We start from the raw sequence: 22,788 nt of genomic DNA, 5'->3' as shown, positions 1-22,788 counted from the left end.
TTAAAGCTTTCGCCATGCAACCGGATCTCGTTCTTTTTTATTCTCTCAATGGACTCCATACTCCTTTTTTAGACTGGTTCATGCCTTTCATATCCGACCTAGGAAATTTTAGCTTGCCTTTATGGATATTTGGCTTCTTGTTTTTTTACCTTGGAAAGTTTAGAGAACGACTTTTTGTCATATTGACGCTTCTTTCCGTCATCGGAGGAGATCGGTTAATTACCGATACGATCAAAGAGGTGGTGCATAGGCCAAGGCCGTTTCAAGTCCTTCGCAATGTAAGAGTTGTAGAGAAACCGGACAGAATCTACTATTCGAATCCACCGCCGTCAAAGGAGCCTCCAAGAGGAAGATCATTTCCTTCGGGACATGCGGCCAATAACACGGCTGCGGCGGTTATGCTCACGGCCATCTATGGAAGGGGTGCTCTTTGGATCTGGTTTTGGGTGTTGCTAGTGAGTTACTCAAGAATTTACATGGGAGTGCATTACCCTTCGGATGTTTTAGCGGGCTGGCTGATAGCCTTGGTTTATTCTTATGCTTTCCTTTACTTTGTTCATTGGTTGTGGGAAAAACACGGAGCTAGGCTTTTTCCATCTCTCTATAACCGGTATCCTTCCTTGCCCTTGCACCTGCCCCGGATAAAAAAGGACAGAGCTTGCCCAAGAGAAACTTATTTCTATTAAATGTTCAAGCTGGCTCTTGTTTTAGAGCAATCGACTCATTGAATTTTCTTTTTGATCCATTATCCATTCCAATCCCTCTCCTACGATAAAGTTATTTTCAAGTAGGAAAACCGTTTCTTGCAAGCCCGCTAAATCTATCGGAAAGACCCGGCCACCAGGGTCTGTTCGGTTATGGGATGAGCCAAACAATCCTTTCAAAAGAAAAGCAATCGGCAGAGAAAAGTGCGGAAGCTAAGGCTCCTCTTTTATAAGGTAAAAACAATACAAGGGGCCCTGGGCAGCCAATGAAATTAAAGTTATGAAAACAGGGCTCTTTAGAGTTTCTTTTCATAACCGGCGATTTTCTGTAAACTTTAAAAGCGATGCTTACCCTTAAGGCTTCTCATGTTCTCTGCAAGCCGGGTTTAATCTTGAGTCCGGGTTGTGTGCGGATCCAGGGAAACAAAATCCTTGAGGTTTCTAGATCCCTGGAGGCCGGGCCCAAGGAGACAGTCTTGGACTTGGGGAGGGCAATTATCTTTCCGGGACTGATCAATGCCCATTGTCATCTGGAATATACCCTTTTTAAAGGCAAGCTTTCTTCATTTCGAGGCTCGTTTGTAGAATGGATAAAGGGTATGGTCCAGCTAAAAAGGACTTTTTCTTCAAGGGAGTACTTGGAATCTTTTCAAACGGGCATAAACTTAGCCTTACGTTCTGCAACAACCTGCTTATTTGATATTCTCTCCAAGCCGGAGATTCTCTTGTTTAAATTCCATTCTCCCCTGAGGATCTATAGTTTCCTTGAGCTTATCGATGTGGGCAAGTCCGGGTGGAGCGTTGAAAAGCTGGCCGGTTCCCTCCTTTTTTTCCAAGATCCTTTTCCATTCAAAGCCATTGGTATTTCCCCTCACTCCCCTTATACAGCAAGCCTTGAGTTGTATACTCTCTCCAAGGCTTGGTGTAGAAAAGAAAAAGGTTTTTTGATGACCCATGTTGCAGAATCACTGGATGAATACCGCATGTTCAAAGAGAAAAAAGGAGCTCTTTTTGAATTTATCTCCAGTTTGAATCCCTCTTACAGGGATTTTACGCCGTCTTCTCCCCTGCGCTTCCTTGCCGAAAGAGAACTCTTAGGTCCAAATTCATTGCTTGTCCATTTGAATTACCTTGACCGAGCCGATTACGATCTTCTCGAAAAAAATCCATGGACTGTGGTCTATTGCCCGAAATCTCATGCCTTTTTCGGGCATGATCCCTTTGCCTTGCCTGCTCTTTTGGAAAAAAACGTCAACATTGTTTTGGGCACCGACAGCCTTGCCTCCAATGACAGCCTTGACATGAGAAAGGAAATCCAAGTTGCCCACCATTCTTATCCGTCTATTCCTCTCCTCGATTGGTGGAAGATGGTGACGGTGAATCCGGCCAAAGCGATAGGGATGGCTGGTAAGCTTGGAGTAATTAGCCCTGGAGCCTATGCGGACTTGGCCGTCTATCCTTTTGATCAACCTTCATCGGATCCTTTGGAATTTCTTCTCTTTGGGGACTCTTCTCCCTTTATGATCATCGTTGACGGCCGCATCGTGCATTGTCTTGAAACCCTCTAAAAAAGAAAAAGTGAAAAAAAAGAATTTTGACTTTGGAAAAAGACTGCAAGATCTCAGGGAGAAGAACTTGGAGCGCAGGCTGAGGGAATTCAAACCTTCGGTAGGCATGAGGGCTGATTTAGAAGGGAAGGAAATCCTTAATTTTTCATCAAATGATTACCTTGGTCTCTCAAGGGATCTTTCGGTTATCGAAAAGGCTATAGAAGCGACGAAAGAATATGGAACGAGCTGTTCGGCCTCGCGACTCATTTCAGGAAATAATCCTCTTTTTCATGCCCTAGAAAGATCCCTTGCAAGATGGAAAGGCAAGGAAAAAGCTTTGATTTTTCCTTCCGGTTTTATGGCGGCCCTGGCCTCTATACCTTCTCTTGTCGGAACATCGGATCTGGTTTTGATGGACAGCTTATGCCACGCATCCTTATGGGAGGGAGCCCGCCTCAGTCGCGCTACCCTTAGAGTATTTGCTCACAACGAAATAGAGGATCTCAAAAAGCTTTTGGAAAGATATGCCTTGAAGTATGAAAAGATTCTGGTCGTAACCGAATCCCTTTTTTCCATGGATGGGGACATGGCTCCTTTAAGGGAACTGGTTGAGCTTAAAGAACGTTTCGAAGCCTATCTACTGCTCGATGATGCCCATGGCGAGGGTCTTTTAGGCGAAGGAGGAGGTGGATTAGCTACGGCATTGGGTTTAGCGGAAAAGGTTGATGTGATTTTAGGGACGTTTTCAAAAGCCTTAGGTTCCCAAGGGGGTTATATCGCGGCCAGCCAGGAGGTTATAGAATGGATGATCAATACCGCTAAATCCTTCATATTTACGACGGCCCTGAGCCCCTCATGTATGGCTGCGGCTGCTTCTGCCCTGGATATTATTAGATCGGAGAGAGGAGATTTGCTAAGGAGAAAGCTCAGGGAAAATATTTGTTATTTTTTTGAAGGAATTCCAACCTCTACTTTTTATTACTCCCCTATTATCCCTGTAAAAATAGGAAGCGAAGAGAAGGCCGTTAGAGTTTCGGCTGACCTGGAAAAAAAAGGAATTTACCTTCCCCCGATTCGTTATCCGACTGTTCCCAAGGGAGAGGCCAGGTTGAGGATTTCTCTTACCGCTCTCCACGATTTCGATCAAATCGATTATTTAAAAAATGCACTGGAAAAATATTTGCATTGCTAAGGGATGATTCCCTTTATTTTTTTATGACCCAGCTGATCAACCGGTTAGACAGGCAATACCTTTGGCATCCTTTTACTCCTTATGACAGGTGGTTTGATCCTTCCTATGAACCCCTCGTTTTGGAAAGAGCAGAAGGATGCTACCTGTATGATGCGAGCAAAAAGAAATATTGGGATGGAAATTCTTCAATCTGGACAACTACCCATGGCCATCGTCATCCAAGGCTTGTAAAAGCCATCGTGAACTGCCTAGAACAGCTTGATCATGTTTCCTTTTTGGGCAATACCCATTCTTGGGCGGTTAACCTTGGCCAAACTCTGGTTTCCATGGTCTCTAAAGGCAACCCGGTAAATTATAGGGTTTTTTTTTCGGATAATGGATCTACAGCGGTAGAGGCGGCAATCAAAATAGCCTGGCAAGCTTTGCAACAAAGAAATGAAAGACAACGAAACTTAATTTTATGTCTCAAGGGGAGCTATCATGGGGATACCGTGGGAGCAATGAGTGTATCATCTATTCCTTTTCAAAGCCGTTTTAAAGATTTGCTTTTTAATACCCTGCCCGTTGCTGCTCCTTCCTGTTTCCATTGTCCTTGGAACAGGTCGCTAAGGGAAAGGGGTGGGGATGCCAGGCTGACAAGGAAATGCTCTTGGGAATGCCTTGAAGAGCTTAAAAAAAACCTCGACAAGAATAAACATAGGCTGGCTGCGATGATCATGGAGCCAAGAATCCAGGGAGCATCGGGAATGTGGATGCACCCCGAAGGCTACATTAAAGAAGCTTTTGAGTTGGTGAAACAGTCAGGGGCTTTTTTTATTGTTGATGAGGTATTTACCGGGATGGGAAGGGCAGGGGATAAGATTGCGGCCTCGCTCAAAGAAAATGTTTTTGCTGATATCATCTGCTTTGCCAAAGGGTTGTCGGGAGGAACACTTCCTATCGCGGCGACACTGGTTAGGGAAGAAATATTTGAAAGTTTTAAAGGGGGATACACCGAAGCGTTTCTTCACGGGCATAGTTATACGGCTAACCCCCTGGCCTGTGCAGCAGCAGATGAAAATTTAAAAATTTTTGAAGAAGAAAACACTTTTCATCGGATTGCTATCCTTTCCCAACACCTCCGATCCTATGCCCAAGTTTTTTGGAATCATCCCCTTGTGGGTGACGTCAGGGTAGAAGGAGCGGTATTGGCTATTGAAATTCTAAGAAATAAAAGAAACTTGAGGTGTGATCCTTCTTTTGACATCGGTTGGACGGTTAGCGAAAGGGCAAAAGCTTATGGTCTAATCACCCGGCCGATCAAAGATGTGTTGATCGTTGTTCCTCCTTACTGCTCTTCCAGGGAGGATATTGAAGGGATGATCTCCGCTCTTTATCAAGCCCTAAGCGATATTTTACCGCCAAAAAAGTATTTTTCTTCTTTGCCATAAATCCCTTAGCGGTTGAAAAGAAGGCTCTTTTATCCTAGTTTTCCAAGATGACCGGAGTCCATTTTAGCTACCTGGCTACGGGTTGTTTTTTCTTAGCCGTTCTTCATACCCTGCTTTCTTCTTTTCCCTTTCATGTAGGCAAGTCGTTGATCAATTATGCCCTGCAAAAAAGAAATGACAACAATGCCCTTGCCCGGTGGAGTTATTTTTGGGGGGTACTCCTGCGACTTGGGGGAGAAGTAGAAATCATTTTTGGATTGTGGTTAACAGTCCTCTTAGTCCTATTAGCTATGCAGTCAGGTTGGGATAAGGCCTTGGAAAAACTCGAGTTAAAAAAAGAGTATCCAGAGGCTTTGTTCGTCACCCTGCTTATGATTATCTCCTCGACGCAACCCGTTCTGAATACTTTTAAAAAACTGATAGGACTTTTTGTCCAGAAAGGAAAGGAGAGTGTGGGCAGATGGTGGTTTTGGATACTGACCCTGGGGCCCCTTTGTGGATCTTTTATTACGGAAGCCTCAGCCATGACTCTAAGTGCACTTTTGCTCGGCAGAAAGTTTTTTTGTTTGAATCCTAAACCGGCACTTGCTTATGGCACGATTGGGCTTCTTTTTTTCAATGTCTCGATCGGCGGGACATTGACCAATTTTGCGGCTCCACCGGTAGTGCTCGTCGCCCATAAATGGCAATGGGGAAGCTTGTATCTTTTAACCCATTTCGGGATAGTGTTCGTCCTGGGCATGGTCCTTTCCAATCTTGCTTATTATTACTTCTTTAAAAAAGAATTTCAAAGGTTGGAATTGGAGAGGGAAACCCTGAAGGCCGAATCCGAGGAAGCAGTGGTTTTCATCCCTAGAGAAGAAACTCCTTTGTGGATTGTAGGCCTGAATTTTGCTTTCTTAATGGTTGCCGTTGGAATAAGGGAACATTTTGTGCTTATGCTGGGAGAGCTTGTTTTTTTCCTGGCCTTTGTGGAAGCTACGAAAGACTACCAAGGGGAGGTTCCTTGGCTTAAAGCTTGCTTGGTGGGATTCTTTCTTGCCTCGCTGCAAATATTTGGGAACCTTCAATCTTGGTGGTTAAACCGGTTTTTAAACTCTTTAAGTTATGTAGCTCTCTACCTGTCCTCTATCTTTCTCTCATCCTTGAATGACAATGCGCTCATATCCTCTATGGCAACAGTCATTGTTCCCGAGCTGGATGAACCCAAAAAAAGGGCTATCATAGCGGGAGCCCTTTCTGGAGGCGGGTTGACGATCATTGCCAATGCGCCGAACTTGGCGGGATTATCCTTGCTCAGGGATTTTTTCCCTGATGGCTTGTCTTCGACGAAACTTTTTCAGATGGCTTTTCTCCCCACCGTATTTGTCTCCATCCTCTTTTTAGGGAAAGAGTTGTTTCTTAAGTAGGTGGAGAAGTTCCTTGGCTAATGTAAGCGAGTCTTTTTAAAGCTTCTTTTTTTTCTGTATACCCTATTTTTGCCTTTCGAAGGGCTTTTTCGAGAATCTCGATGTTTCGATCATAACGGTTACGGTTTATGGGAAAAGGAATACCATCTTTGCCTCCGTGGGCAAAAGAATAATCAGCCCAGCTGCGGCCGCCAACCCGCTTGGAGAAATCTTCGAGGGGATCTTTCCTGCATAAAGGCACCCCAAAAATAAGTTCGGCGATAAGGGCCAGACTGCGGATAGTGGCGGGGCCAACGAGGGGCGTTTCCAGCAGGGATTGAAAATCTTTCGGTTCTCTTTCGTAGGCGGCGATAAGGGCTTTACGGAGCATTTTGAGTTTTACGGGATAAAAATCAGAAGCTGAAAGATGGTGCCGTGAAGGAGCAAAAAGGGTGGGGCCTTCTATAATTTCAGAAATGAGATTTAAAGTCTTTTGAGGATTTTCTTGTGCTATAAGGCTACAGGTTTGCCTGGAACTTTCAGCTTCTGGAGAAATCATATTGAGTAGGGAACTTCGGGAGGGGAAACAGGGTCCGGGAGCTTGAGATTGTTCTAAAAAGCTCTCTTGATTTTCCCTTAGATCTTCTATGGCTGCATGAGGGTTGCAGACAAAATCCTTGGTCGTTTCACCTAGCCAATGGTACCTGCGTGCATAGCTACTTTGCTCGTTCATTCCTTGCTGGATAACGCACCATGATCCGGAGGAGGTAAAAAAGAAACAGTGATGGTAGAGAGAAAACCCGTCCTGGAGGGCAGCGGAGTCGACTTTTGCTACAAGTTTGGAAGTACGAACAAGATCTTCTCCAGAACCAATCCCCAACCGATCTGAAATCTCGATAATTTCAAGGGGAGTTTTCCTCGATTGCCCTCCTTTGCCTCCGGCAACATAGATGCCGATATCTCCGTACCTTCTTTGAGCTTCTTTTAACGCTCCGCAACAGACTGTGGTAAGTCCTGAAGAATGCCAGTCAAAACCCAGGACGCATCCAAAAGCCTGGAACCACCAAGGATCAGAAAGCCTACGAAGCATTTCTTCAGCTCCGTATTCCTCTACGATAAGACCTGTCATTACTCCGGAAAGCTTGACCATGCGTTCAAAAAGGTAAGAGGGAGCCTTGCCATCATGCAAGGGAAGATAAGCGGTGTTCCTTTTCATGGTAGAAAATGGCGACCCCAACGGGATTCGAACCCGTGCTGCCACCGTGAAAGGGTGGAGTGCTGACCACTACACCATGGGGTCAAGCTTCCCATAAACTTAGCAAAGCAGACAAAAGAGACCGGCGCAAGAAAATTAAAGAAGATACGAATTCGGTAACAAAATCAAGGTTAAAATAAAAAAGCGATTCCCAGGATAAAAAGGGCCGAACAGAAAGTGGTTAATCGGCTGCTAAAACTGGGTCCTAGATAACTAATCAGGATTTTTGCTTCACAGTCCTCCTTTGACCAAGTTTTTGCAGCTTGGGTAAAGAGCGAACTAAAGCGGTATAAATAGAGAAAAAGGGAGATAAACCCCAGGGAACAAAAGAAAGCAAAGGGAAAAGAAGAAGGAAAAGTTAAATCCTTATGGGGATTCCATCCCGGGGGTAGTCTTATTGTAAAAGCCAGTTCAGGATGAAAAATGCCCTCCTTTTCTGTTTTTGTCATTACTTTTAGTTCCCAATTTCCCGGGTTGGAAAAATTGCTTGCGGAGAAGTAAAATGTAGCGTTTTTCTCTTTTTTTATGGAAGGAGCAACGACATGGTAGGCAATTGCTCTCTCTTTTAATACTATAACGAGGCTTTCCGGTAGGTGAGGGGCGCTCTTTTGAGGATCTATAAATTGGAGTTTAAAAGGGAGGGGAGAAAAGGGATTGAAGGAGAAAAAAGCGGCTGTGGTTTGCCCTGTGGCCTGTTCTTGAAAGGGCAGAAGGGTAGAAGAAAAAGAAAAAAGAGATGTTCCTCGAAAAGATAATAAAAAAAGTAAAATCCAGACCGTCCAGCATTCTAAGACATAACTGGAAACGGAAAAGAAAGAAATTTTTGAACGGGGAAAGGCGGGTATAAAAGAAGAGCAAAAATGGTTGGGTCCGAGGGATCTCATGAGTATGCCCGTTGAACTTGGTTCAGCAAAGAGCTGATGGTAAATGCGGAAGAAGACCGGCAAGCTGCTCAAGATTAAAAACCAGGGAATGGTGGAAAAAAATGAAGAGCAGTAAAGAGAAACCTCGAAAGAAAACCAGATAAGGCAAAGGAAAAAAAGCCCCATGGGTAAATCTAAAAGTTTCCCCAGGTAAGCAAAAGAAAAACTCAGCAGTTTTCGTCCGTGAGCGCCTCCTTCTACAAAAGGGGGAAAAACAAGAAGAAAGAGCAAATAACTTCCCGATATTATTTCTAAACAAAAAAGCCCACAGAAAGGATAAAAAAAATGGGAAGGGAAGGAGTCCAGGCCTCCTGTACGCAGGGCTTCGGTTGAAAAAAACAGCACGCCGATCACCAGTTCAATAAGCCTGTCCGTTAGAGACTTTCTGATTTTAATACCCCGGTAAATTCTGAGGAAAAAAAGAATGTAAAGTAAGCTAACCAAGCCTAGGGAAAAGGAGGAAGGTGTTCTAAGAACGATAAAACCCATTACAACGAGGAAAAGAGAAAAGAGAGTCAAAAGAAAAATATTCTTTTTGAATTTTTCAAGCGGGATCCCTTCACCATTCACGATCTTTACTACTTTTGGGAACAAAATAAAGAAGTTTGAAAATATACCCATGCCCAATGAAAAACCGAGAATAATAAAAAAAGAGGAAATATCCTTGGGAGCCATAAATTTTAAGGCCTTTTTTTTATAGCAAGCACCGGGGCTTAAGCCAAGTATATACTAGCTTGGAGAAATGTTTGTTTGGTGCCAAGAAATGGCATAATGAACGAGTTCGGTTCCGCTTTGGAGCTTGAGTTTCTGCTTAATACTGGCTCGATAAGCTTCGACCGTCTTGATACTTAAGTGGAGTTGGTCGGCAATCTGCCTTGAACTCAGCCCCTTGCCAATAAGCTGAAAAACCTCCAATTCGCGATCGCTTAATTTGCCCAAAGGGCTGGTCTTGAATGGAGAACTCTTTTTGCCTGTAAATCCTTCCAATATCCTCGAAGAGATTTCATCGCTGACAAATATGCTTCCTTCGAGAATTCGATGTATGGCTTGAAGCAGTTTTTCTCCCCCTTCAGATTTCATCAGGTATCCCCTTGCTCCCGCTCTAAGCATTCTTTCGGCAAAAAGGGATTCTTCGTGCATGGATAGAACAAGGATGGGAATTTCAGGGTAGATGGCATGAATATCCTTGACGAGCTCAAGACCACTTTTTCCCGGAAGCGAAATATCAACCAAGACGATATCGGGTTTGAGTTTTTCTACGAGTTCAAATCCTTTCTGGGCATTTTCAGCCATTCCACACACCTTTAAAGCAGGATCCCTCCCAATGATATAAGCTATGCCTTCTCTAAGAACGGCATGATCATCAATGATAAGAACACCTCTTTTTTTGGTCTCGGCAAGATTTTCGGTCATACTTTTTCCTGGACTTCGGTTTTCGATTTTACAGAAGAAGGCAAACTGCAGATGACTTTTGTTCCTTTTCCCGGCAAAGAATCGATTGTTAAATTGGCTCCTATCATTCCCGCCCTGTAGAGCATCGATCGGAATCCCAAACCTTTGTTCATTCCTTCTCTTATTTTCATGCCCACTCCGTTATCTTCTACTTGAAGGAAGATCATTCCAGACATTTCTCCTAGGGTGATATCGATCTGTGTGGCCTTGGAATGTTTAATCGCGTTATTTATGGCTTCTTGGGCGATGCGGTAAAGTTGTATAATGAAAGAGGGATTGGGAATTATAGGTTCTCCAATCAAGTGGAATTGGCAGCCGATATGGGTGTTTTTAGAAGTATTTTGTGAAAGCTCAATCAAGGAGGAAATTAAGTCTGAGGTAGTCATTGCCAAGGGAGCAAGCCCCTTTGCAATATCCCGAGCTGAAGTAGCTGCTTCCCTGGCCAATTTGGCTATTTCGGTTGCCAGTTCTTCCCCTTTTTCTCGCTTTTCATGGAGCTCTTGAGCAAGGAATTGTGCTTTAAACTCGATGCCGATGAGCAGTTGGCACAGGCTATCATGAATATCCTGGCCGATTCTTTGTCTTTCCTGTTCACTTGCTTCTAGGGCTGCTTTTTCTAGCGCCTTTCTCTCCCGGATATCCCTAACCAGCACACTCAATATTTTACCTTCTTTCAAAAACACTTCACTGGTGGAAATTTCCATGAAAAAAGTGCTCTTATCTTTCTTCTGGCCCAACAGTTCATACTGGTTAGCCTTGTTTTTTTTCTTTTTGGATAAGAAGGTTCGAATCCATTTCTGACGATAGGGAGGAGCAAGCAATTCTACGAAGGGCTTTTTGTAGAGCTCCATTCTATAATATCCAAATAGCTCTTCAGCTGCTTTATTGGAAAGCTTGATATTCCCATCACTATCTAGAACCAACAACCCTTCTCCAATATTATGAATGACATTAAAAATCCATTGCGCTATGCTGCAGTAAGAAGGTTCGATTTCATGTTGAAGGCATTGGGATATAGTCAAATTGCATCTTTTATCCTCATCTATCCAACTTTTTTCCATCTTTAAGCAATAAGTATAACTTGTTAAATAATTACCTTATACATTATAGGCAATAATCGTATGAGACAATAAAAAATGATGATCTTATAAAAAAATTATAGCCATAGCGTTGATGAAAGAGGAAGTGGACCGATTTTGAGCATTTAGGGATAAGCTAAGAAAAGAAAAAGGGTTTGAGTAGTTCAAAAAATTATTGCTTGTCAATGGTTATTCATGCTCGCTTTCAGAGCATGCCCCGCAAGATGGTCGGCATCCGCAAGGCTGCGGAGTTCCTGGGTGTCGCGGCGCAAGACCCTGCGGCGCAGAGCATGACCGTAAGCGTTCGAGCCGCGATCGACTTGAGGGACACGGCCCTGGATTCCACGGTGACATCCTGTGGAGAGGAGATCCCTGGTCAGACACGTAAGTGCCGCTATATCCAGCTTCGGCGAAGCAGGAAGTCAGCCTTGTTCCAGCCCAGGAGGTAATGAACAATTCTCTGCCGGAACGGTTACATTTCATCCAGGGGTTCAATACCCAGGAGATTCAAACCAAGGGATAAGGTTTGGGCGGTGCATTCGCAAAAAGCCATTCTGCGCTGGCGGATAGGTTCGGTTGGAGCTCCCAGGACAGGACAGAGCTCATAAAACTTATGGAAAACCTTGGCTAAAGCATACAGAAAGCTGCATAAATGGTGAGGAGAGTTTTCCTCGGATGCGAGGCAAAGGGCATATTTAAAACTCAAAAGAGTTCTTAATAATTCTATTTCCTGGGGGTGGAGTGCTTCGGTTTCAAATTTCAAAGAGGTAAATCCAAGGGTTGAATAGTAACCATGCAGTGAAGCTTTTTTCATGATAGAACGGATTCGCACATGAGCATTAATGAGATAAGGGGCGGTGTTGCCGTCGAATGAAAGCAATTTTTCCCATTTGAAAACATAATCGAGGGTTCTATTTTGAGAAAGATCGGCATATTTTAGGGCTCCTATACCCACTGCCCTGGCTATGTGTTGTTTTTTTTCCGGGGATAGATCTTTACGCTTGGCGTCTATGAGTTGATAGGCCCTGTTTTCTGCCTCGTCCAAAAGCTCCCTGAGCTTTACAGGTGTTCCTTCCCTTGTTTTTAGGGGTTTTTTGTCTTCTCCTAGGATGGAGCCAAAATGGACATGTTCTAATCGAACAGGGAGGGCCAAAATTTGAGCAAGGGCAAAGAGTTGGTTAAAATGCAGTTTTTGCCTTGAGTCGGTAACATATATGATTCTATGAGCACCCCAGTTTTGGAATCGGAAAAAAAGAGTGGCTATATCCGTTGTCGCGTAAAGAAAAGCTCCGTCACTTTTGCGGATAAGCAGGGGATTGTCCTCGAGTTCGGGAAAACTCTTCCCAAAAAAAACACAAACCGCCCCTTCGCTGTATCGTGCTATCCCCTTTTGAAGGAGCTGCTCGACTATTCCTTCAAGCATGGGATTGTAAAAACTCTCTCCAAGAGAAAAATCAAATTTAACATTCAATCTCTGGTAGATTTTGTCTAATTCTCCTAGAGAAGCCTGAACGAATCTCTCCCAAAGACTCCTGTTTTCGGGATCTCCAGATTGTAATTTTTGCAATTCTTTTTTTGCTTCCTCCCTAATTTGAGTGGATTCATCGGATTCTTTCTGGATTTTTATGTAGAGTTCTTCAAGGTATTCTAAGGGTCTTTGGGTAAGCAGCTCGGGCCTACCATATTTTTTATATCCAAGGATAACCATCCCAAACTGGGTTCCCCAATCCCCCAGGTGATTATCGGTAATAACGCGGTGGCCTAAAAAAAGATTTAATTTTCGCAAGACATCTCCGAGGATTGTACTACGCAGATGGCCGACATGTAACTCTTTGGCTATGTTCGGACTGGAAAAATCGATGACTATGGTTTGAGGTTGTTTTGTCTGCTCGATTCCCAGCCTTGGATCCGAGCGTATGGCTAGAAAGGTGTCTAAATAGGCTTTAGGCTTCACTTTGAAATTTAAAAAACCACTACCTCCAACTTCTGGAGGAAAAATAAAGGGACTTTCACCAATGGATCTTGCTAATTCCTCGGCCAGGTTCTTTGGATTTGCTTTGAGTGACTGGGCAAGAATAAAAGCTATATTCGATTGGAAATCTCCGAAAGCAGGATTTGTACAGGGTTCAACAATGGGGGTAAAGGGGATTTGACCAAACTTTTGATAAAGACTGTTTTTCAATGTGTCCAAAATCCAATCTTGAGGAAATTGCATAATAAGCTCTCTCTTTTTATTGTTCCATCCGCCTAAAGCTATTCAATCAATGAGACCAGAAAGAAAATAGCAGCCATATAAAAATTTTAAAACAACTTCTATTTTGCTTGACAGGAGATAAAAAATTCTAAAATTAATTTTCCCTATGCCCAATACAAAATCGGCTGAAAAGCATCAGCGGAAAAGTCAAAGAAAAAGAATTTTTAATCTTAGAGCAAAAAAAGAATTAAAAGAGCAGATTAAGCAGCTCAAGGATTTGATCGAAGCCAAAAAAAAGCAAGAAGCCTTAGCTTTTTTCCCCAAAATTCAATCTTTGCTCGATCGATTGGTAAAAAGAAAAAAGCTCGTGGCTAATAATGCCAATCGAAAAAAAAGAAGGTTGTTGGAGAAAATAGAAAAAATAACCGGTGATGGAATCTCTTGATCTCGTCGTTGTATTGGATTAAGCTATACCTGGTCTATTCATTTTCAAATCAATTCATTTAACAGTGATACCCATTAAAAGAGGCAAAGAAATCGAGGCGATGCGGCGTAGTTGCCGGCTGGTTACCGAGATTATCGAGAAAATCAAGGCCATTCTTGCCCCTGGGATTACAACAGCCGAAGTCGATCAATATGCCGCTCATCTCATCCAGTCTTATGGAGCTAAAAGTGCATTTCTTGGATATAGAGGATTTCCTGGAAATATCTGCATATCGATTAATGAAGAGGTCGTTCATGGGATTGGCGGAAAGCGCAAAATCCGTTATGGTGACCTGGTAAAACTCGATGTCGGTATTATCTTTGATGGGTGGATTGGGGATACGGCAAAAACTTTTCCGGTGGGAACCGTGGACGTGGAAGATTTGAGGTTGATGGAGGTGACAAGCACTGCGCTTATGATTGGGATAGCCCAGGCTAGGGAAGGGAACAGGGTTGGAGATATTTCTTCAGCTATCGAAAGATACGTGTTGGAACAGGGATACCAGGTGGTAAAAGATTTTGTCGGCCATGGCGTCGGCCGTAGGCTTCATGAGGAACCTCCTGTTCCTAATTTTGGGAAAGCGGGTTGTGGGCCCAAATTAAAAGCAGGAATGATCCTTGCCATTGAGCCGATGGTTAATCGGGGCACGGGTAGGGTGGTCATGCTCCCGGATGGTTGGACCGCTGTAACTGAAGATGGACAGAGATCGGCCCATTTTGAGCACACCGTATTGATAACGAAGAAAGGTCCTGAAATTTTGACTTTGTCAGAGAAGGATATAGAATTAGATTGTTATACGCATTGAAGATAAAAAACTCTTGAATTTTTTTCTTTTTTGAATATTTAAGACCTTCTGCATTTATTAACAACCCTAGGAGAGACAATGAAAGTAAGAGCTTCAGTAAGAAGAAGAACGGCGGATTGCCAGGTCGTTCGAAGAAAAGGAAGAATTTACATAATAAACAAGAAAAATCCTCGGTTAAAACAAAGGCAAGGATAATATCGAGCTTAAAAGGTAATAGCCATGGCTAGGATTTTGGGAGTAGAAATACCGGGAAACAAGCCGTTGATATCAGCCTTACCTGTCATTTATGGAATTGGGCGCTCAAGAGCTAAACTCATTTGTGAGCAGGCTGAACTCAATCCTCAAATGAGGGCCAAGGACTTGACAAATCAGCAGATCAACAGGATTATACAAGTGATCGAAGAAAACGGGTTTGTTGTAGAAGGCGATTTAAGACGGGAAATTCAGCAAAATATTAAAAGGCTTCAATCCATTCGTTGCTATAGGGGTATCAGGCATATCCGAGGTCTGCCGGTAAGAGGACAGAGAACTTCCACAAATGCACGGACAAGAAAAGGTCCAAGAAAGACGATTGGGGTAGTGAGGAGAAAAGAAGCCAAGAAAGGAAAGGTTTAAAACTTTATCTCCGTTGAAAGTCTAAACAAAAAAATCGATAGGCAAACCGAGGTGGGCAATGGCGGAAAACAATCAAGAAAAAAAGCACAAGGGGAAAAAAGAAGAAGGGAATTCCCCGGCTGGAGCAAGCGATATAGCCGAAAAAAAACAGGGAACGAAAAAGAAAGAAAACCAAGCAGAAACTGTTTCTTCGCCTGTCTTGGGGGAACAGGAACAGGAGAAAATAAAAATCCCCAAGGTCCGTACGGGGAAGGCGATCTATAACGGTATAGTCAACATCTTGGCAACGTTCAACAATACTATTGTAACAATAACCGATATGTCGGGAAAAACGATTGCTTGGTCTAGTGCGGGTAAATGTGGGTTTAGAGGAACAAAAAAATCCACGGCTTATGTGGCGCAGCTCGTTGCTCAAGATGCCGCTCGACAAGCTATGGGGCATGGTATGAGGGAGGTTATTGTCAAGGTGAAGGGTCCTGGAACGGGCAGAGAGTCAGCGATAAGAGCACTTCAAGCTGTTGGCTTGGAAGTCACCTCAATCCTTGATGTCACCCCAATACCTCACAATGGGTGTCGTCCTAAAAAGCAACGAAGGGTTTGAACTTCTAACGGGGAATAGAATCATGGCGAAGTATATTGGTCCAAAAACAAAAATTTCTAGGCGTTTTAATGTTGCCTTGTTTGGTCCTAATAAGGCATTGGAGCGAAAGCCTTATCCCCCTGGTATTCATGGTCAAAGGGCGGGGAAAAAGAAATCGGATTATGCTATTGCCTTGGGAGAGAAACAAAAATTGAGGTTCATGTATGGGATTACGGAGAGGCAATTCAGTAGGTATTTTAATATTGCCCATAAAAAAAAGGGAGTAACGGGGGAAGTACTGCTTCAGATTCTCGAGGAAAGATTGGATAACGTTGTTTATAGGTTATGTTTTGCAACCAGTCGGATGGAAGCCAGGCAACTGGTTAATCATGGCCATATATATGTCAATGGTAAAAAGGTGAATATTCCTAGTTATAGGACTAAACCGGGTGATGTTATTGAAGTTTGTCCCAAGCCTCAATCTCGGAAGCTTGCTTTACGTAATCTTGAAGCTATGAAAGGAGTTAAAATTCCCGATTGGCTTGCCTTGGAACCAGATAATCTGAAAGGGGTAGTGAAAAGAGTCCCCACGCGTGATGAAATACAACCCATAGTTAATGAACAACTGGTTGTTGAATTTTATTCGAAGTAAACAAGGGAGCAAACAATTAAATATCCTTTGTAAAGGAGTTTTAGGGTGTTATGGCTATACGTTTAGGAAGATATGAAATGCCCCGTTCCATCGTTAAAGATGAAACGGTTTCGAATTCTACCTTTGGTAAGTATATCATAGAACCTTTTGAATCGGGATACGGTCATACCTTAGGCAATTCATTGCGTCGTATTCTTCTCTCCTCTTTGGAAGGAGCGGCCATTTCTTCGGTCAAAATCGAAGGGGTCATGCATGAGTTTACGACTATGGAAGGCGTTGTTGAGGATGTTGTGGACATTGTTCTTAACCTTAAAAAAGTGTTGATCAAAATGCCGGATCGACAGACGCGCGTTTTTCGTGTCGATGTTTTCAAAGAGGGGGCCGTAACTGCAGGAGACATTCAAGTCGATCCAGGGGTAGAAATTGTCAATCCTGAACAACTCATTTGTACTTTAGACAAAAAGCAGCGTTTATTGATGGAGCTTGAAGTCAAGGTGGGTAGGGGCTTCCTTTTGGGTGAATATAACAAAAAACAGGATCAGTCCATTGGAGTCATTCCGATAGATTGTCTTTTTTCTCCTGTGCGCCATGTCAAATATACGGTTGAAAATACGCGTGTAGGGCAAAGAACCGACTATGATAGATTGATTTTTGAGATATGGACAGATGGTCGAATTGGCCCCGACGAAGCTCTTGTTCAGTCGGCTGCGATTCTCCAGCATCATCTTGATATTTTTGTTCAATACGGTAAGGAGCCTGTAGAATTTGAAAAACCGAAGCCCCCGATTAAGGAAGAGGAGAATAGGCTTCGTAAGATCCTGAATATGAGTGTTAATGAAATTGAGCTGTCTGTAAGAGCGGCCAATTGCCTGAATAATGCCAATATAACTACGGTTGGACAGTTGGCCATGAAGACCGAAGCTGAGATGCTCAAGTACAGGAACTTCGGGAAAAAATCATTGAACGAGATTAAAGAAAAACTCGCTTCCCTTGGCCTTTCTTTGGGGATGAAGTTTGATCCCAGTCTTCTTGATCAAACCGAGGAAAAAGTGTTCAAGGAATAAAAATCGTTTGGCTCAGGAGGCATCATGCGACACCAGAAAAGAACCCATAAATTAGGCAGGGATACACAACATAGGTCTGCACTCATTGCTAATTTAGCCAAGGAACTCATCGAACACAAAAGAATAAAAACCACTTTAATCAAGGCCAAGGCTTTACGTCCCTTTGCCGAAAAGCTAATTACTCTAGCCAAGAAAGGAACTTTGCATGCTCGAAGGCTTGTGGTTCGTAAAATCCATAGTAAAAAAGCAGCACGGTTGCTTTTTAAAGAAATTGCTCCCCAGATGCAGGGTAGAATAGGGGGATACGTTCGTATTTACAAGATGGGCAACCGTTTGTCTGATGGGGCAAAAATGGCTTTAATCGAATGGACCGAGGGACAGGTTCCCGTGGAGAATCAAAAGGCACAAAAAGCAGAATAAGCATTGAAAAAGGAGCAGTGTTTATTGTTTAGGATGAGCTAAAAATTGGATTGGATAAATGGAAATTTCTGTGCCCTCTTTTCCTTTTGATTGTCTTTGTTGTTGTTCTTTTCGTGCTTTTTCTCTGAAATAGAGCTGGGCCTGGAAAGGCTCCTTTTCCGCTTTTAACCTTTTGTATTTCCCATTGGTCAATAATTCTCGGGCTTTAACATTATCCGAAAGGTAGGCATTGAGGATTTCGTTGAGTTTTTCTTTAAGCTTGGGATCTTCTATGGGAAAAATAATTTCGATTCTCCTGTAAAAATTCCTCTGCATCCAATCGGCACTACCGGAATAAAATTCGGGATTGCCCCCGTTTTCAAAATAAAAAATGCGGCTGTGTTCCAAAAATCGACCTACAATGCTTATGACCCTGATATTTTCACTGACTTTGGGCACTCCGGGTCTTAGGCAGCATATGCCCCTAACGATTAGATCAATTTTTACTCCCGCAGTTGAAGCCGCATAGAGGTGTTGGATTATATCTTCGTCAACCAGGGCATTGATTTTTGCAATAATCCTTGATTTTTTACCTTCTTTAGCATTTTCGATTTCTCTTAGAATCAGCTCCTTGATTCTCCTGGCCATGTTAAAGGGAGAAACGATGAGTTTTTCAATACCGTGAAAACGGGAAAGCCCGGTTAGAATATTAAAAAGGGTAGCTACTTCTTTGGTGATCTCCACATTTGTAGTTAAAAGACTCAGATCGGTATAAAGTCTTGCCGTGCTGGGATGATAGTTCCCCGTAGCGAGATGGACATAAAGCCTGATTCCATCGGGATCCCTTCGTATAATTTCAAGCATCTTGCAATGGGTTTTCAACCCGACTATTCCATAAAGCACATGGATTCCGGCCTCTTCCATGCGTTTTGCCCAAAGGATGTTATTTTCTTCATCGAATCTAGCTTTGATCTCGACAAGAGCGGTCACTTGTTTGCCGTTTTGCGCAGCTCGGATCAAGGCATGAACAATAGGAGAATCTCCACTTGTTCTGTATAAAGTCATTCTGATCCCCAAAACAGAGGGATCAACAGCAGCTTTCTGAAGGAGATCGACAATGATTCCGAAGCTTTCAAAAGGATGATGAAGCAGGATATCCTCTTTACGAATAACTTCAAAAAGATCGGGTTTCCCGCTGAGTTCCGCCGGAATGACAGGTGTCCATGGTCTATCCCTTAGATGGGGAAATGCTTCATGATTACAAATGGAAAGAAGATGAAGAAAGTTTAAAGGCTCTGGGTTGCGGTAAGAATCTCGATAGTCAAGATGAAGAGCTTCTAGAAGCACTTTTTCCAGCTCTTTAGAACAGCTCGATTCGATTTCCAATCTCACCGCGTTGCCGCGGTTTCGTTTTTTTAGTTCTTCTTCAACAGTTTGCAGCAGATTTTCGGCTTCTTCCTCATCGATGTAGAGCTCGCTGTTTCGTGTTATTCTAAAGAAGTTGACCGCTTGAATTTCATCGCCGGGAAAAAGAGAATCCAAGAAATTAACAATAAGCTCACTTAAAAGAATGAATCTGAATCCGGATTGAAGATTGCTTCCAGGCAGGGTGATCAGCCTAGGAAGAATTCTGGGGATTTGGACAATACCGAAATTAAAGGAGTGAGGGCTATGGGATCTTTTTAATGTCAAAATAAGATTGAGACATTTGTTTACCAGTTGGGGAAAAGGATGACTGGAATCTACGGCTAAAGGTGTCAGGACGGGGAATATTTCCTTGTCAAAATAGTTTTTGCACCATTCAAGTTCGGATTTTGTTAGTTCCTTGTGATTACACAGGAATATGCCCTGCTCTTTTAAGGCGGGATTAATTTCCTCCGCCCATATTTTGTATTGTGTATCAACGAGTTGTCTTGTTCTTTTTTCTATTCCTTCGAAAACCTCAAGGGGGGTAAGCCCGTCGGCCGTCTGTTCAGCACTGCCATTTTCGATCTGCTGCTTGATACCGGCAACGCGAATTTCAAAAAATTCATCCAGGTTTGAACTAAAGATGCAAAGAAATCTCAGTCTTTCGAGCAAGGGTTGTTTTGGATCTGCAGCTTCTTCAAGAACTCGGGCATTGAATTCTAGCCAACTCAACTCCCGGTTGATAAAATATTCCGGCTTATTGAAGGTGGATATCATTGACTGCGTTTTCAACTTTACCCCGGTCTTTCCTTCTTTCAAGGAAAGAAAGTTAAAGAAGACCGCTCTTCCGTTTTCTTTTATCGAGCTCTAAAGAGGGTTCTCAATAAAATGTTTCAGGGGCAATCCCTGTTCTTTGGCGTTGTTTCTATGGGATTTACCTCTGGAATATCCTTGGAAAAAGAGCCAGTTGATTGTATTTTCCGGGTTGAGGGTATAATTTTTTCCTGGCAGATTGAAGAAGCCTTGTTAAAAAGATCGATAGTATTTTCGAATGCTTTTCTCATCTTCGTTAACGTTGTCAGGAGTTCAATAAAAGAATCATAAAGTTTTTTGATTTCTTCAGCAATCTTTTCTACCTCTTCGGTCACCCGTTGTTGTTGCCAGCCAAAAGCGATAGCTTTGAGCAAAGCGAGAAAATTGATAGGTGAAGCCAAAAGCACGTTTCTTTCAAGAGCATATTGAAAGATGCCCGGATCTGCTTCAAAAGACAAAGATAGAAGTCCTTCGCTCGGTAAGAACATGATCACGTATTCAAAAGCTTCAGTTTGGGTGCGGCCGTATTCTTTTTTGCTTAACTCTCTTATTCTTTCTTTGACCGCGGAAAGATGTTCTTTGAGTTTCTCCTTCCTTAGGATTTCATTATCGGCTGAAACTGCCTCTAGATAGGCCCGCATTGGTGTTTTGGCATCCACGAATATCTTTCTATTGCCCGGAATGAAGATAATCATATCGGCCCTTTTATCTTCGGTTAAAGGTTGATTTAAATAGCTGATATGTTCTTCCATTCCTGCCATTTCCACAAGCCGCTGGAGTTGGTATTCTCCCCATGAACCTCTCACAAGGGGTGATTTTAGAGATTGTTCCAGCCTTGTGGCCGAACGATGAAGTTCCTTGTAAGCTTCGGCTAGCAGGGTTATATGGCTGCTGAGAGAACTATAAGCTCCTTCTCTTTTGCTTTCGAGGTTCTGTAGCTGGTTGTCTAAAGCTTCGAGTCCCTTTTCCAGGGGTGATACGATGTTTTTAATTTCTTCTTTTTTTAGGCTCCAGTCCGTTTTCAAATTCTCGAAAAGAGAATGAAAATGGAAAGTAACTTGACCCAAGATACTCTTGGAGTTGGACTCCAAAACCTCGGAGGCTAACGATTGAAACATTGTCTTTAGAGTTTCTTGGGTCTTGGTTATCCAAGTTATTTTTTCTTCCTGGGCAAGTTTTTCAGCTTCAAGGGAAGCAATCTTGAGCTGCAAGTTTTTGTTTTGATCTACCAAGGGCATTAACCCTTCTTTTTCTTTTCTTTGTCTTTCCAGTTCTGTTTTGAAAAGGACGATTTTAGGTTTTAAAGCTAAATAGGTTAGAAGACCCCCTAGGCTCAACCCGAAAAGAAAACCGGTGATGAGGAATAAACTCATCCTCCATTTTTCTTCCAAAGGAATGTTTTTTCAAGAGAGAACTTTCATGATTCCATCCTTGTGCTACGAGGCTGTAAAACCTATCGGCAAAACCAACTGGGTCCTTGCCTGCCGCCGGTGTTTCCACTCTCTTTGCATAGCTGGTTAGGCGATGCGGAAATTCAATCGGCTGCTTGGATGGTTAATCAGAAGCTTTGAACAGTCCGCTAGGGAGTTGCTCGTTTCTGCGATCGCAACAGCTAAATAATAAAATATCGAAAAATATGTTCAGAAAGATTCTCATCCGATATGAATGAATAAAATAGGAGGAAAAGGTGGAGTTAAGAAAGAAGGGGAACAATCAAGAACCAAAGGGGCTGTTTACAAATTCGACAGGGCTAAAATGTTTAGAAGATCCTGTAGCTAAAGAAAAAAAGAAAAAGAATTTTTTGGCCCTCATTTTGAAGGGACTCGTTTCCTTTAGCCTTCTTTTTTACCTTGGTTCGAAACTCAGCTGGGATAAGTTTTTTTCTTATTGCCAAACTCTAAATCCTTGGATGCTTTTTCTTTCCTTCTTTTTTTGTGCTTTTCAGACGCTTCTTTCTTCACTGCGTTGGAAAATATTGCTCACCGCTCTAAATACTGAAATTAAAATCTGGACTGCCTTTCAACTAGCCATGATCGGGAAGTTTTTTAATGCTCTCTTGCCCGGAGGAACAAGCGGAGACCTCCTGAGAATATATTATGCACTCAAACTTTTTCCTGGTAAAAAGACGGCCATGTCCGTTTCCATTATTTTTGATCGGTTCATTGAAGGAGTAGTTCTTCTTGTCCTTGGTTCAATCTTTGGCTTGTTGTTTTACAACCAGCTTGCGGAAAAGCCGCTCGTTCAAAAAGCCGTCCTTTTTCTTCTCTTGCTTACAGTTTTAACGCTTATCTTTTTGGCCTCTTTAAGAATAACTTTGAAGGGGAGTATAAAACTATCCCGATTTTTCTTTAAAAAAACGAAAGGATTGGAAACGGTCCTTGAAGAGATTTTGCTGGCTTTGGATGCTTTTAAAAATGCCTATTGCAAAGTTTTTTTTGCCTGCATTCTATCTATGGGTGTTCATCTTGCAGCCATCCTCATGTTTGTTTTTGTTGCCTTCTCTCTCCATATGCAGTTGCCTTTGTGGCTTTTAATTGTAGTCATGGTAGAAATTACGCTAGTGGTATCACTTCCGATCAGTATTTCTGGCCTTGGCGTGAGAGAGGGATCGGTTCTGCTCTTGCTTGGTTCCTATGGAATAAGTCCAGAGCTTGCTGTCGGTTTTTCGCTTTTATCCTTCGCCATTGGGACTCTCTGGAGCCTGGTGGGAGGGGTATTCTTTTTAACATGGAAAAAAGACAACTCAAAGGGATATTCTTTTCATTAAAGGGCGTGGAAAAATATGTTTTTATGATTTTTACC

At 42.7% G+C, this 22,788-nt stretch carries 21 protein-coding genes and 1 tRNA gene; 14 read left to right on the top strand and 8 right to left on the bottom strand.

Going from position 1 to position 22,788, the window contains the following annotated elements; all coding sequences use genetic code 11:
- The first annotated feature begins 14 nt into the window (after window positions 1-14).
- The 5 genes from MINF_RS06455 (at window position 15) to MINF_RS06435 (ending at window position 6,285) form a co-directional block, all read left to right on the top strand.
- Window positions 15-686, top strand: coding sequence for a phosphatase PAP2 family protein (locus MINF_RS06455; RefSeq protein ID WP_012463794.1), 672 nt, complete (start codon window positions 15-17; stop codon window positions 684-686).
- A 362-nt stretch (window positions 687-1,048) separates the two neighbouring features.
- A complete protein-coding gene (locus MINF_RS06450; RefSeq protein ID WP_012463791.1) occupies window positions 1,049-2,272 on the top strand; it encodes an amidohydrolase family protein in 1,224 nt (407 codons plus the stop codon).
- Window positions 2,273-2,282: 10 nt separating this feature from the next.
- Window positions 2,283-3,446, top strand: a complete 1,164-nt coding sequence (locus MINF_RS06445) for an aminotransferase class I/II-fold pyridoxal phosphate-dependent enzyme (protein WP_238523452.1) — start codon at window positions 2,283-2,285, stop codon at window positions 3,444-3,446.
- Window positions 3,447-3,469: 23 nt separating this feature from the next.
- Window positions 3,470-4,876 carry an adenosylmethionine--8-amino-7-oxononanoate transaminase gene (bioA, locus tag MINF_RS06440; RefSeq protein ID WP_048810490.1) on the top strand — a complete coding sequence of 469 codons (1,407 nt, stop codon included), beginning with the start codon at window positions 3,470-3,472 and terminating at the stop codon, window positions 4,874-4,876.
- 47 nt (window positions 4,877-4,923) lie between these two features.
- On the top strand, window positions 4,924-6,285 hold the full coding sequence (locus MINF_RS06435; protein ID WP_012463788.1) for a putative Na+/H+ antiporter: 1,362 nt from the start codon (window positions 4,924-4,926) through the stop codon (window positions 6,283-6,285).
- Here the strand turns inward: MINF_RS06435 and MINF_RS06430 are convergent.
- The 6 genes from MINF_RS06430 to argS all read right to left on the bottom strand — a co-directional run bounded on the left by MINF_RS06430 (window position 6,278) and on the right by argS (window position 13,188).
- A complete protein-coding gene (locus MINF_RS06430; RefSeq protein WP_012463787.1) occupies window positions 6,278-7,480 on the bottom strand; it encodes a DUF763 domain-containing protein in 1,203 nt (400 codons plus the stop codon). The genes MINF_RS06435 and MINF_RS06430 overlap by 8 nt on opposite strands.
- A gap of 9 nt (window positions 7,481-7,489) precedes the next feature.
- Window positions 7,490-7,564 (bottom strand) — tRNA-Glu (locus MINF_RS06425).
- 86 nt (window positions 7,565-7,650) lie between these two features.
- Window positions 7,651-9,012 (bottom strand): hypothetical protein, encoded by a 1,362-nt coding sequence (locus MINF_RS06420; protein WP_187146925.1) that lies wholly within the window; start codon window positions 9,010-9,012, stop codon window positions 7,651-7,653.
- A gap of 159 nt (window positions 9,013-9,171) precedes the next feature.
- A complete protein-coding gene (locus MINF_RS06415) occupies window positions 9,172-9,855 on the bottom strand; it encodes a response regulator (RefSeq protein ID WP_012463785.1) in 684 nt (227 codons plus the stop codon).
- A complete protein-coding gene (locus MINF_RS06410; RefSeq protein ID WP_012463784.1) occupies window positions 9,852-10,955 on the bottom strand; it encodes a PAS domain-containing sensor histidine kinase in 1,104 nt (367 codons plus the stop codon). Before MINF_RS06410 ends, MINF_RS06415 begins: the two co-directional genes overlap by 4 nt.
- Window positions 10,956-11,445: 490 nt before the next feature.
- A complete protein-coding gene (argS, locus tag MINF_RS06400) occupies window positions 11,446-13,188 on the bottom strand; it encodes an arginine--tRNA ligase (protein ID WP_012463783.1) in 1,743 nt (580 codons plus the stop codon).
- 145 nt (window positions 13,189-13,333) lie between these two features.
- On the opposite strand from argS, the gene rpsT reads away from it, so the two are divergent.
- From rpsT to rplQ, 8 genes are all read left to right on the top strand, one after another.
- Window positions 13,334-13,612: a 30S ribosomal protein S20 gene (gene rpsT / locus MINF_RS06395; RefSeq protein ID WP_012463781.1), complete on the top strand. Its 279-nt coding sequence runs from the start codon at window positions 13,334-13,336 to the stop codon at window positions 13,610-13,612.
- A gap of 64 nt (window positions 13,613-13,676) precedes the next feature.
- The gene (gene map / locus MINF_RS06390; RefSeq protein WP_012463780.1) at window positions 13,677-14,456 is read left to right on the top strand and encodes a type I methionyl aminopeptidase; all 780 of its coding nucleotides are present in this window, start codon (window positions 13,677-13,679) and stop codon (window positions 14,454-14,456) included.
- Between the two features lie 78 nt (window positions 14,457-14,534).
- Window positions 14,535-14,651, top strand: a complete 117-nt coding sequence (ykgO, locus tag MINF_RS10990; protein ID WP_012463779.1) for a type B 50S ribosomal protein L36 — start codon at window positions 14,535-14,537, stop codon at window positions 14,649-14,651.
- Between the two features lie 24 nt (window positions 14,652-14,675).
- Entirely contained in the window at window positions 14,676-15,071 is a 396-nt protein-coding gene (rpsM, locus tag MINF_RS06385; protein WP_012463778.1) for a 30S ribosomal protein S13, read from the top strand.
- Window positions 15,072-15,129: 58 nt separating this feature from the next.
- Entirely contained in the window at window positions 15,130-15,672 is a 543-nt protein-coding gene (gene rpsK, locus MINF_RS06380) for a 30S ribosomal protein S11 (RefSeq protein ID WP_012463777.1), read from the top strand.
- Window positions 15,673-15,694: 22 nt separating this feature from the next.
- Entirely contained in the window at window positions 15,695-16,303 is a 609-nt protein-coding gene (gene rpsD / locus MINF_RS06375; protein ID WP_048810223.1) for a 30S ribosomal protein S4, read from the top strand.
- Between the two features lie 50 nt (window positions 16,304-16,353).
- Window positions 16,354-17,367, top strand: coding sequence for a DNA-directed RNA polymerase subunit alpha (locus MINF_RS06370; protein ID WP_012463775.1), 1,014 nt, complete (start codon window positions 16,354-16,356; stop codon window positions 17,365-17,367).
- 24 nt (window positions 17,368-17,391) lie between these two features.
- The gene (gene rplQ, locus MINF_RS06365) at window positions 17,392-17,787 is read left to right on the top strand and encodes a 50S ribosomal protein L17 (RefSeq protein WP_012463774.1); all 396 of its coding nucleotides are present in this window, start codon (window positions 17,392-17,394) and stop codon (window positions 17,785-17,787) included.
- A 21-nt stretch (window positions 17,788-17,808) separates the two neighbouring features.
- Here the strand turns inward: rplQ and ppk1 are convergent, their stop codons facing one another.
- Complete coding sequence (ppk1, locus tag MINF_RS06360) at window positions 17,809-19,992, bottom strand: polyphosphate kinase 1 (protein WP_012463773.1); 2,184 nt, start codon at window positions 19,990-19,992, stop codon at window positions 17,809-17,811.
- Window positions 19,993-20,066: 74 nt separating this feature from the next.
- Window positions 20,067-21,359 carry a DNA recombination protein RmuC gene (locus MINF_RS06355; protein ID WP_048810489.1) on the bottom strand — a complete coding sequence of 431 codons (1,293 nt, stop codon included), beginning with the start codon at window positions 21,357-21,359 and terminating at the stop codon, window positions 20,067-20,069.
- Between the two features lie 314 nt (window positions 21,360-21,673).
- On the opposite strand from MINF_RS06355, the gene MINF_RS06350 reads away from it, so the two are divergent.
- Entirely contained in the window at window positions 21,674-22,753 is a 1,080-nt protein-coding gene (locus MINF_RS06350; RefSeq protein WP_148205170.1) for a lysylphosphatidylglycerol synthase transmembrane domain-containing protein, read from the top strand.
- Window positions 22,754-22,788 lie beyond the last annotated feature (35 nt).

This window comes from Methylacidiphilum infernorum V4 (assembly GCF_000019665.1).
GTDB classification, from domain to species: domain Bacteria; phylum Verrucomicrobiota; class Verrucomicrobiia; order Methylacidiphilales; family Methylacidiphilaceae; genus Methylacidiphilum; species Methylacidiphilum infernorum.
This window is presented reverse-complemented; position numbering and strand designations above follow the sequence as displayed.

What these genes read in the sequence shown, in the direction of transcription:
- MINF_RS06450 (WP_012463791.1), top strand. Translation starts at nt 1,049, where the DNA reads ATGCTTACCCTTAAGGCTTCTCATGTTCTCTGCAAGCCGGGTTTAATC.
- argS (WP_012463783.1), bottom strand. Translation starts at nt 13,188, where the DNA reads ATGCAATTTCCTCAAGATTGGATTTTGGACACATTGAAAAACAGTCTT.
- rplQ (WP_012463774.1), top strand. Translation starts at nt 17,392, where the DNA reads ATGCGACACCAGAAAAGAACCCATAAATTAGGCAGGGATACACAACAT.
- MINF_RS06410 (WP_012463784.1), bottom strand. Translation starts at nt 10,955, where the DNA reads ATGGAAAAAAGTTGGATAGATGAGGATAAAAGATGCAATTTGACTATA.
- rpsD (WP_048810223.1), top strand. Translation starts at nt 15,695, where the DNA reads ATGGCGAAGTATATTGGTCCAAAAACAAAAATTTCTAGGCGTTTTAAT.
- MINF_RS06370 (WP_012463775.1), top strand. Translation starts at nt 16,354, where the DNA reads ATGGCTATACGTTTAGGAAGATATGAAATGCCCCGTTCCATCGTTAAA.
- rpsM (WP_012463778.1), top strand. Translation starts at nt 14,676, where the DNA reads ATGGCTAGGATTTTGGGAGTAGAAATACCGGGAAACAAGCCGTTGATA.
- bioA (WP_048810490.1), top strand. Translation starts at nt 3,470, where the DNA reads ATGACCCAGCTGATCAACCGGTTAGACAGGCAATACCTTTGGCATCCT.
- MINF_RS06355 (WP_048810489.1), bottom strand. Translation starts at nt 21,359, where the DNA reads ATGAGTTTATTCCTCATCACCGGTTTTCTTTTCGGGTTGAGCCTAGGG.
- MINF_RS06430 (WP_012463787.1), bottom strand. Translation starts at nt 7,480, where the DNA reads ATGAAAAGGAACACCGCTTATCTTCCCTTGCATGATGGCAAGGCTCCC.
- rpsK (WP_012463777.1), top strand. Translation starts at nt 15,130, where the DNA reads ATGGCGGAAAACAATCAAGAAAAAAAGCACAAGGGGAAAAAAGAAGAA.
- ykgO (WP_012463779.1), top strand. Translation starts at nt 14,535, where the DNA reads ATGAAAGTAAGAGCTTCAGTAAGAAGAAGAACGGCGGATTGCCAGGTC.
- MINF_RS06455 (WP_012463794.1), top strand. Translation starts at nt 15, where the DNA reads ATGCAACCGGATCTCGTTCTTTTTTATTCTCTCAATGGACTCCATACT.
- MINF_RS06415 (WP_012463785.1), bottom strand. Translation starts at nt 9,855, where the DNA reads ATGACCGAAAATCTTGCCGAGACCAAAAAAAGAGGTGTTCTTATCATT.
- rpsT (WP_012463781.1), top strand. Translation starts at nt 13,334, where the DNA reads ATGCCCAATACAAAATCGGCTGAAAAGCATCAGCGGAAAAGTCAAAGA.
- MINF_RS06435 (WP_012463788.1), top strand. Translation starts at nt 4,924, where the DNA reads ATGACCGGAGTCCATTTTAGCTACCTGGCTACGGGTTGTTTTTTCTTA.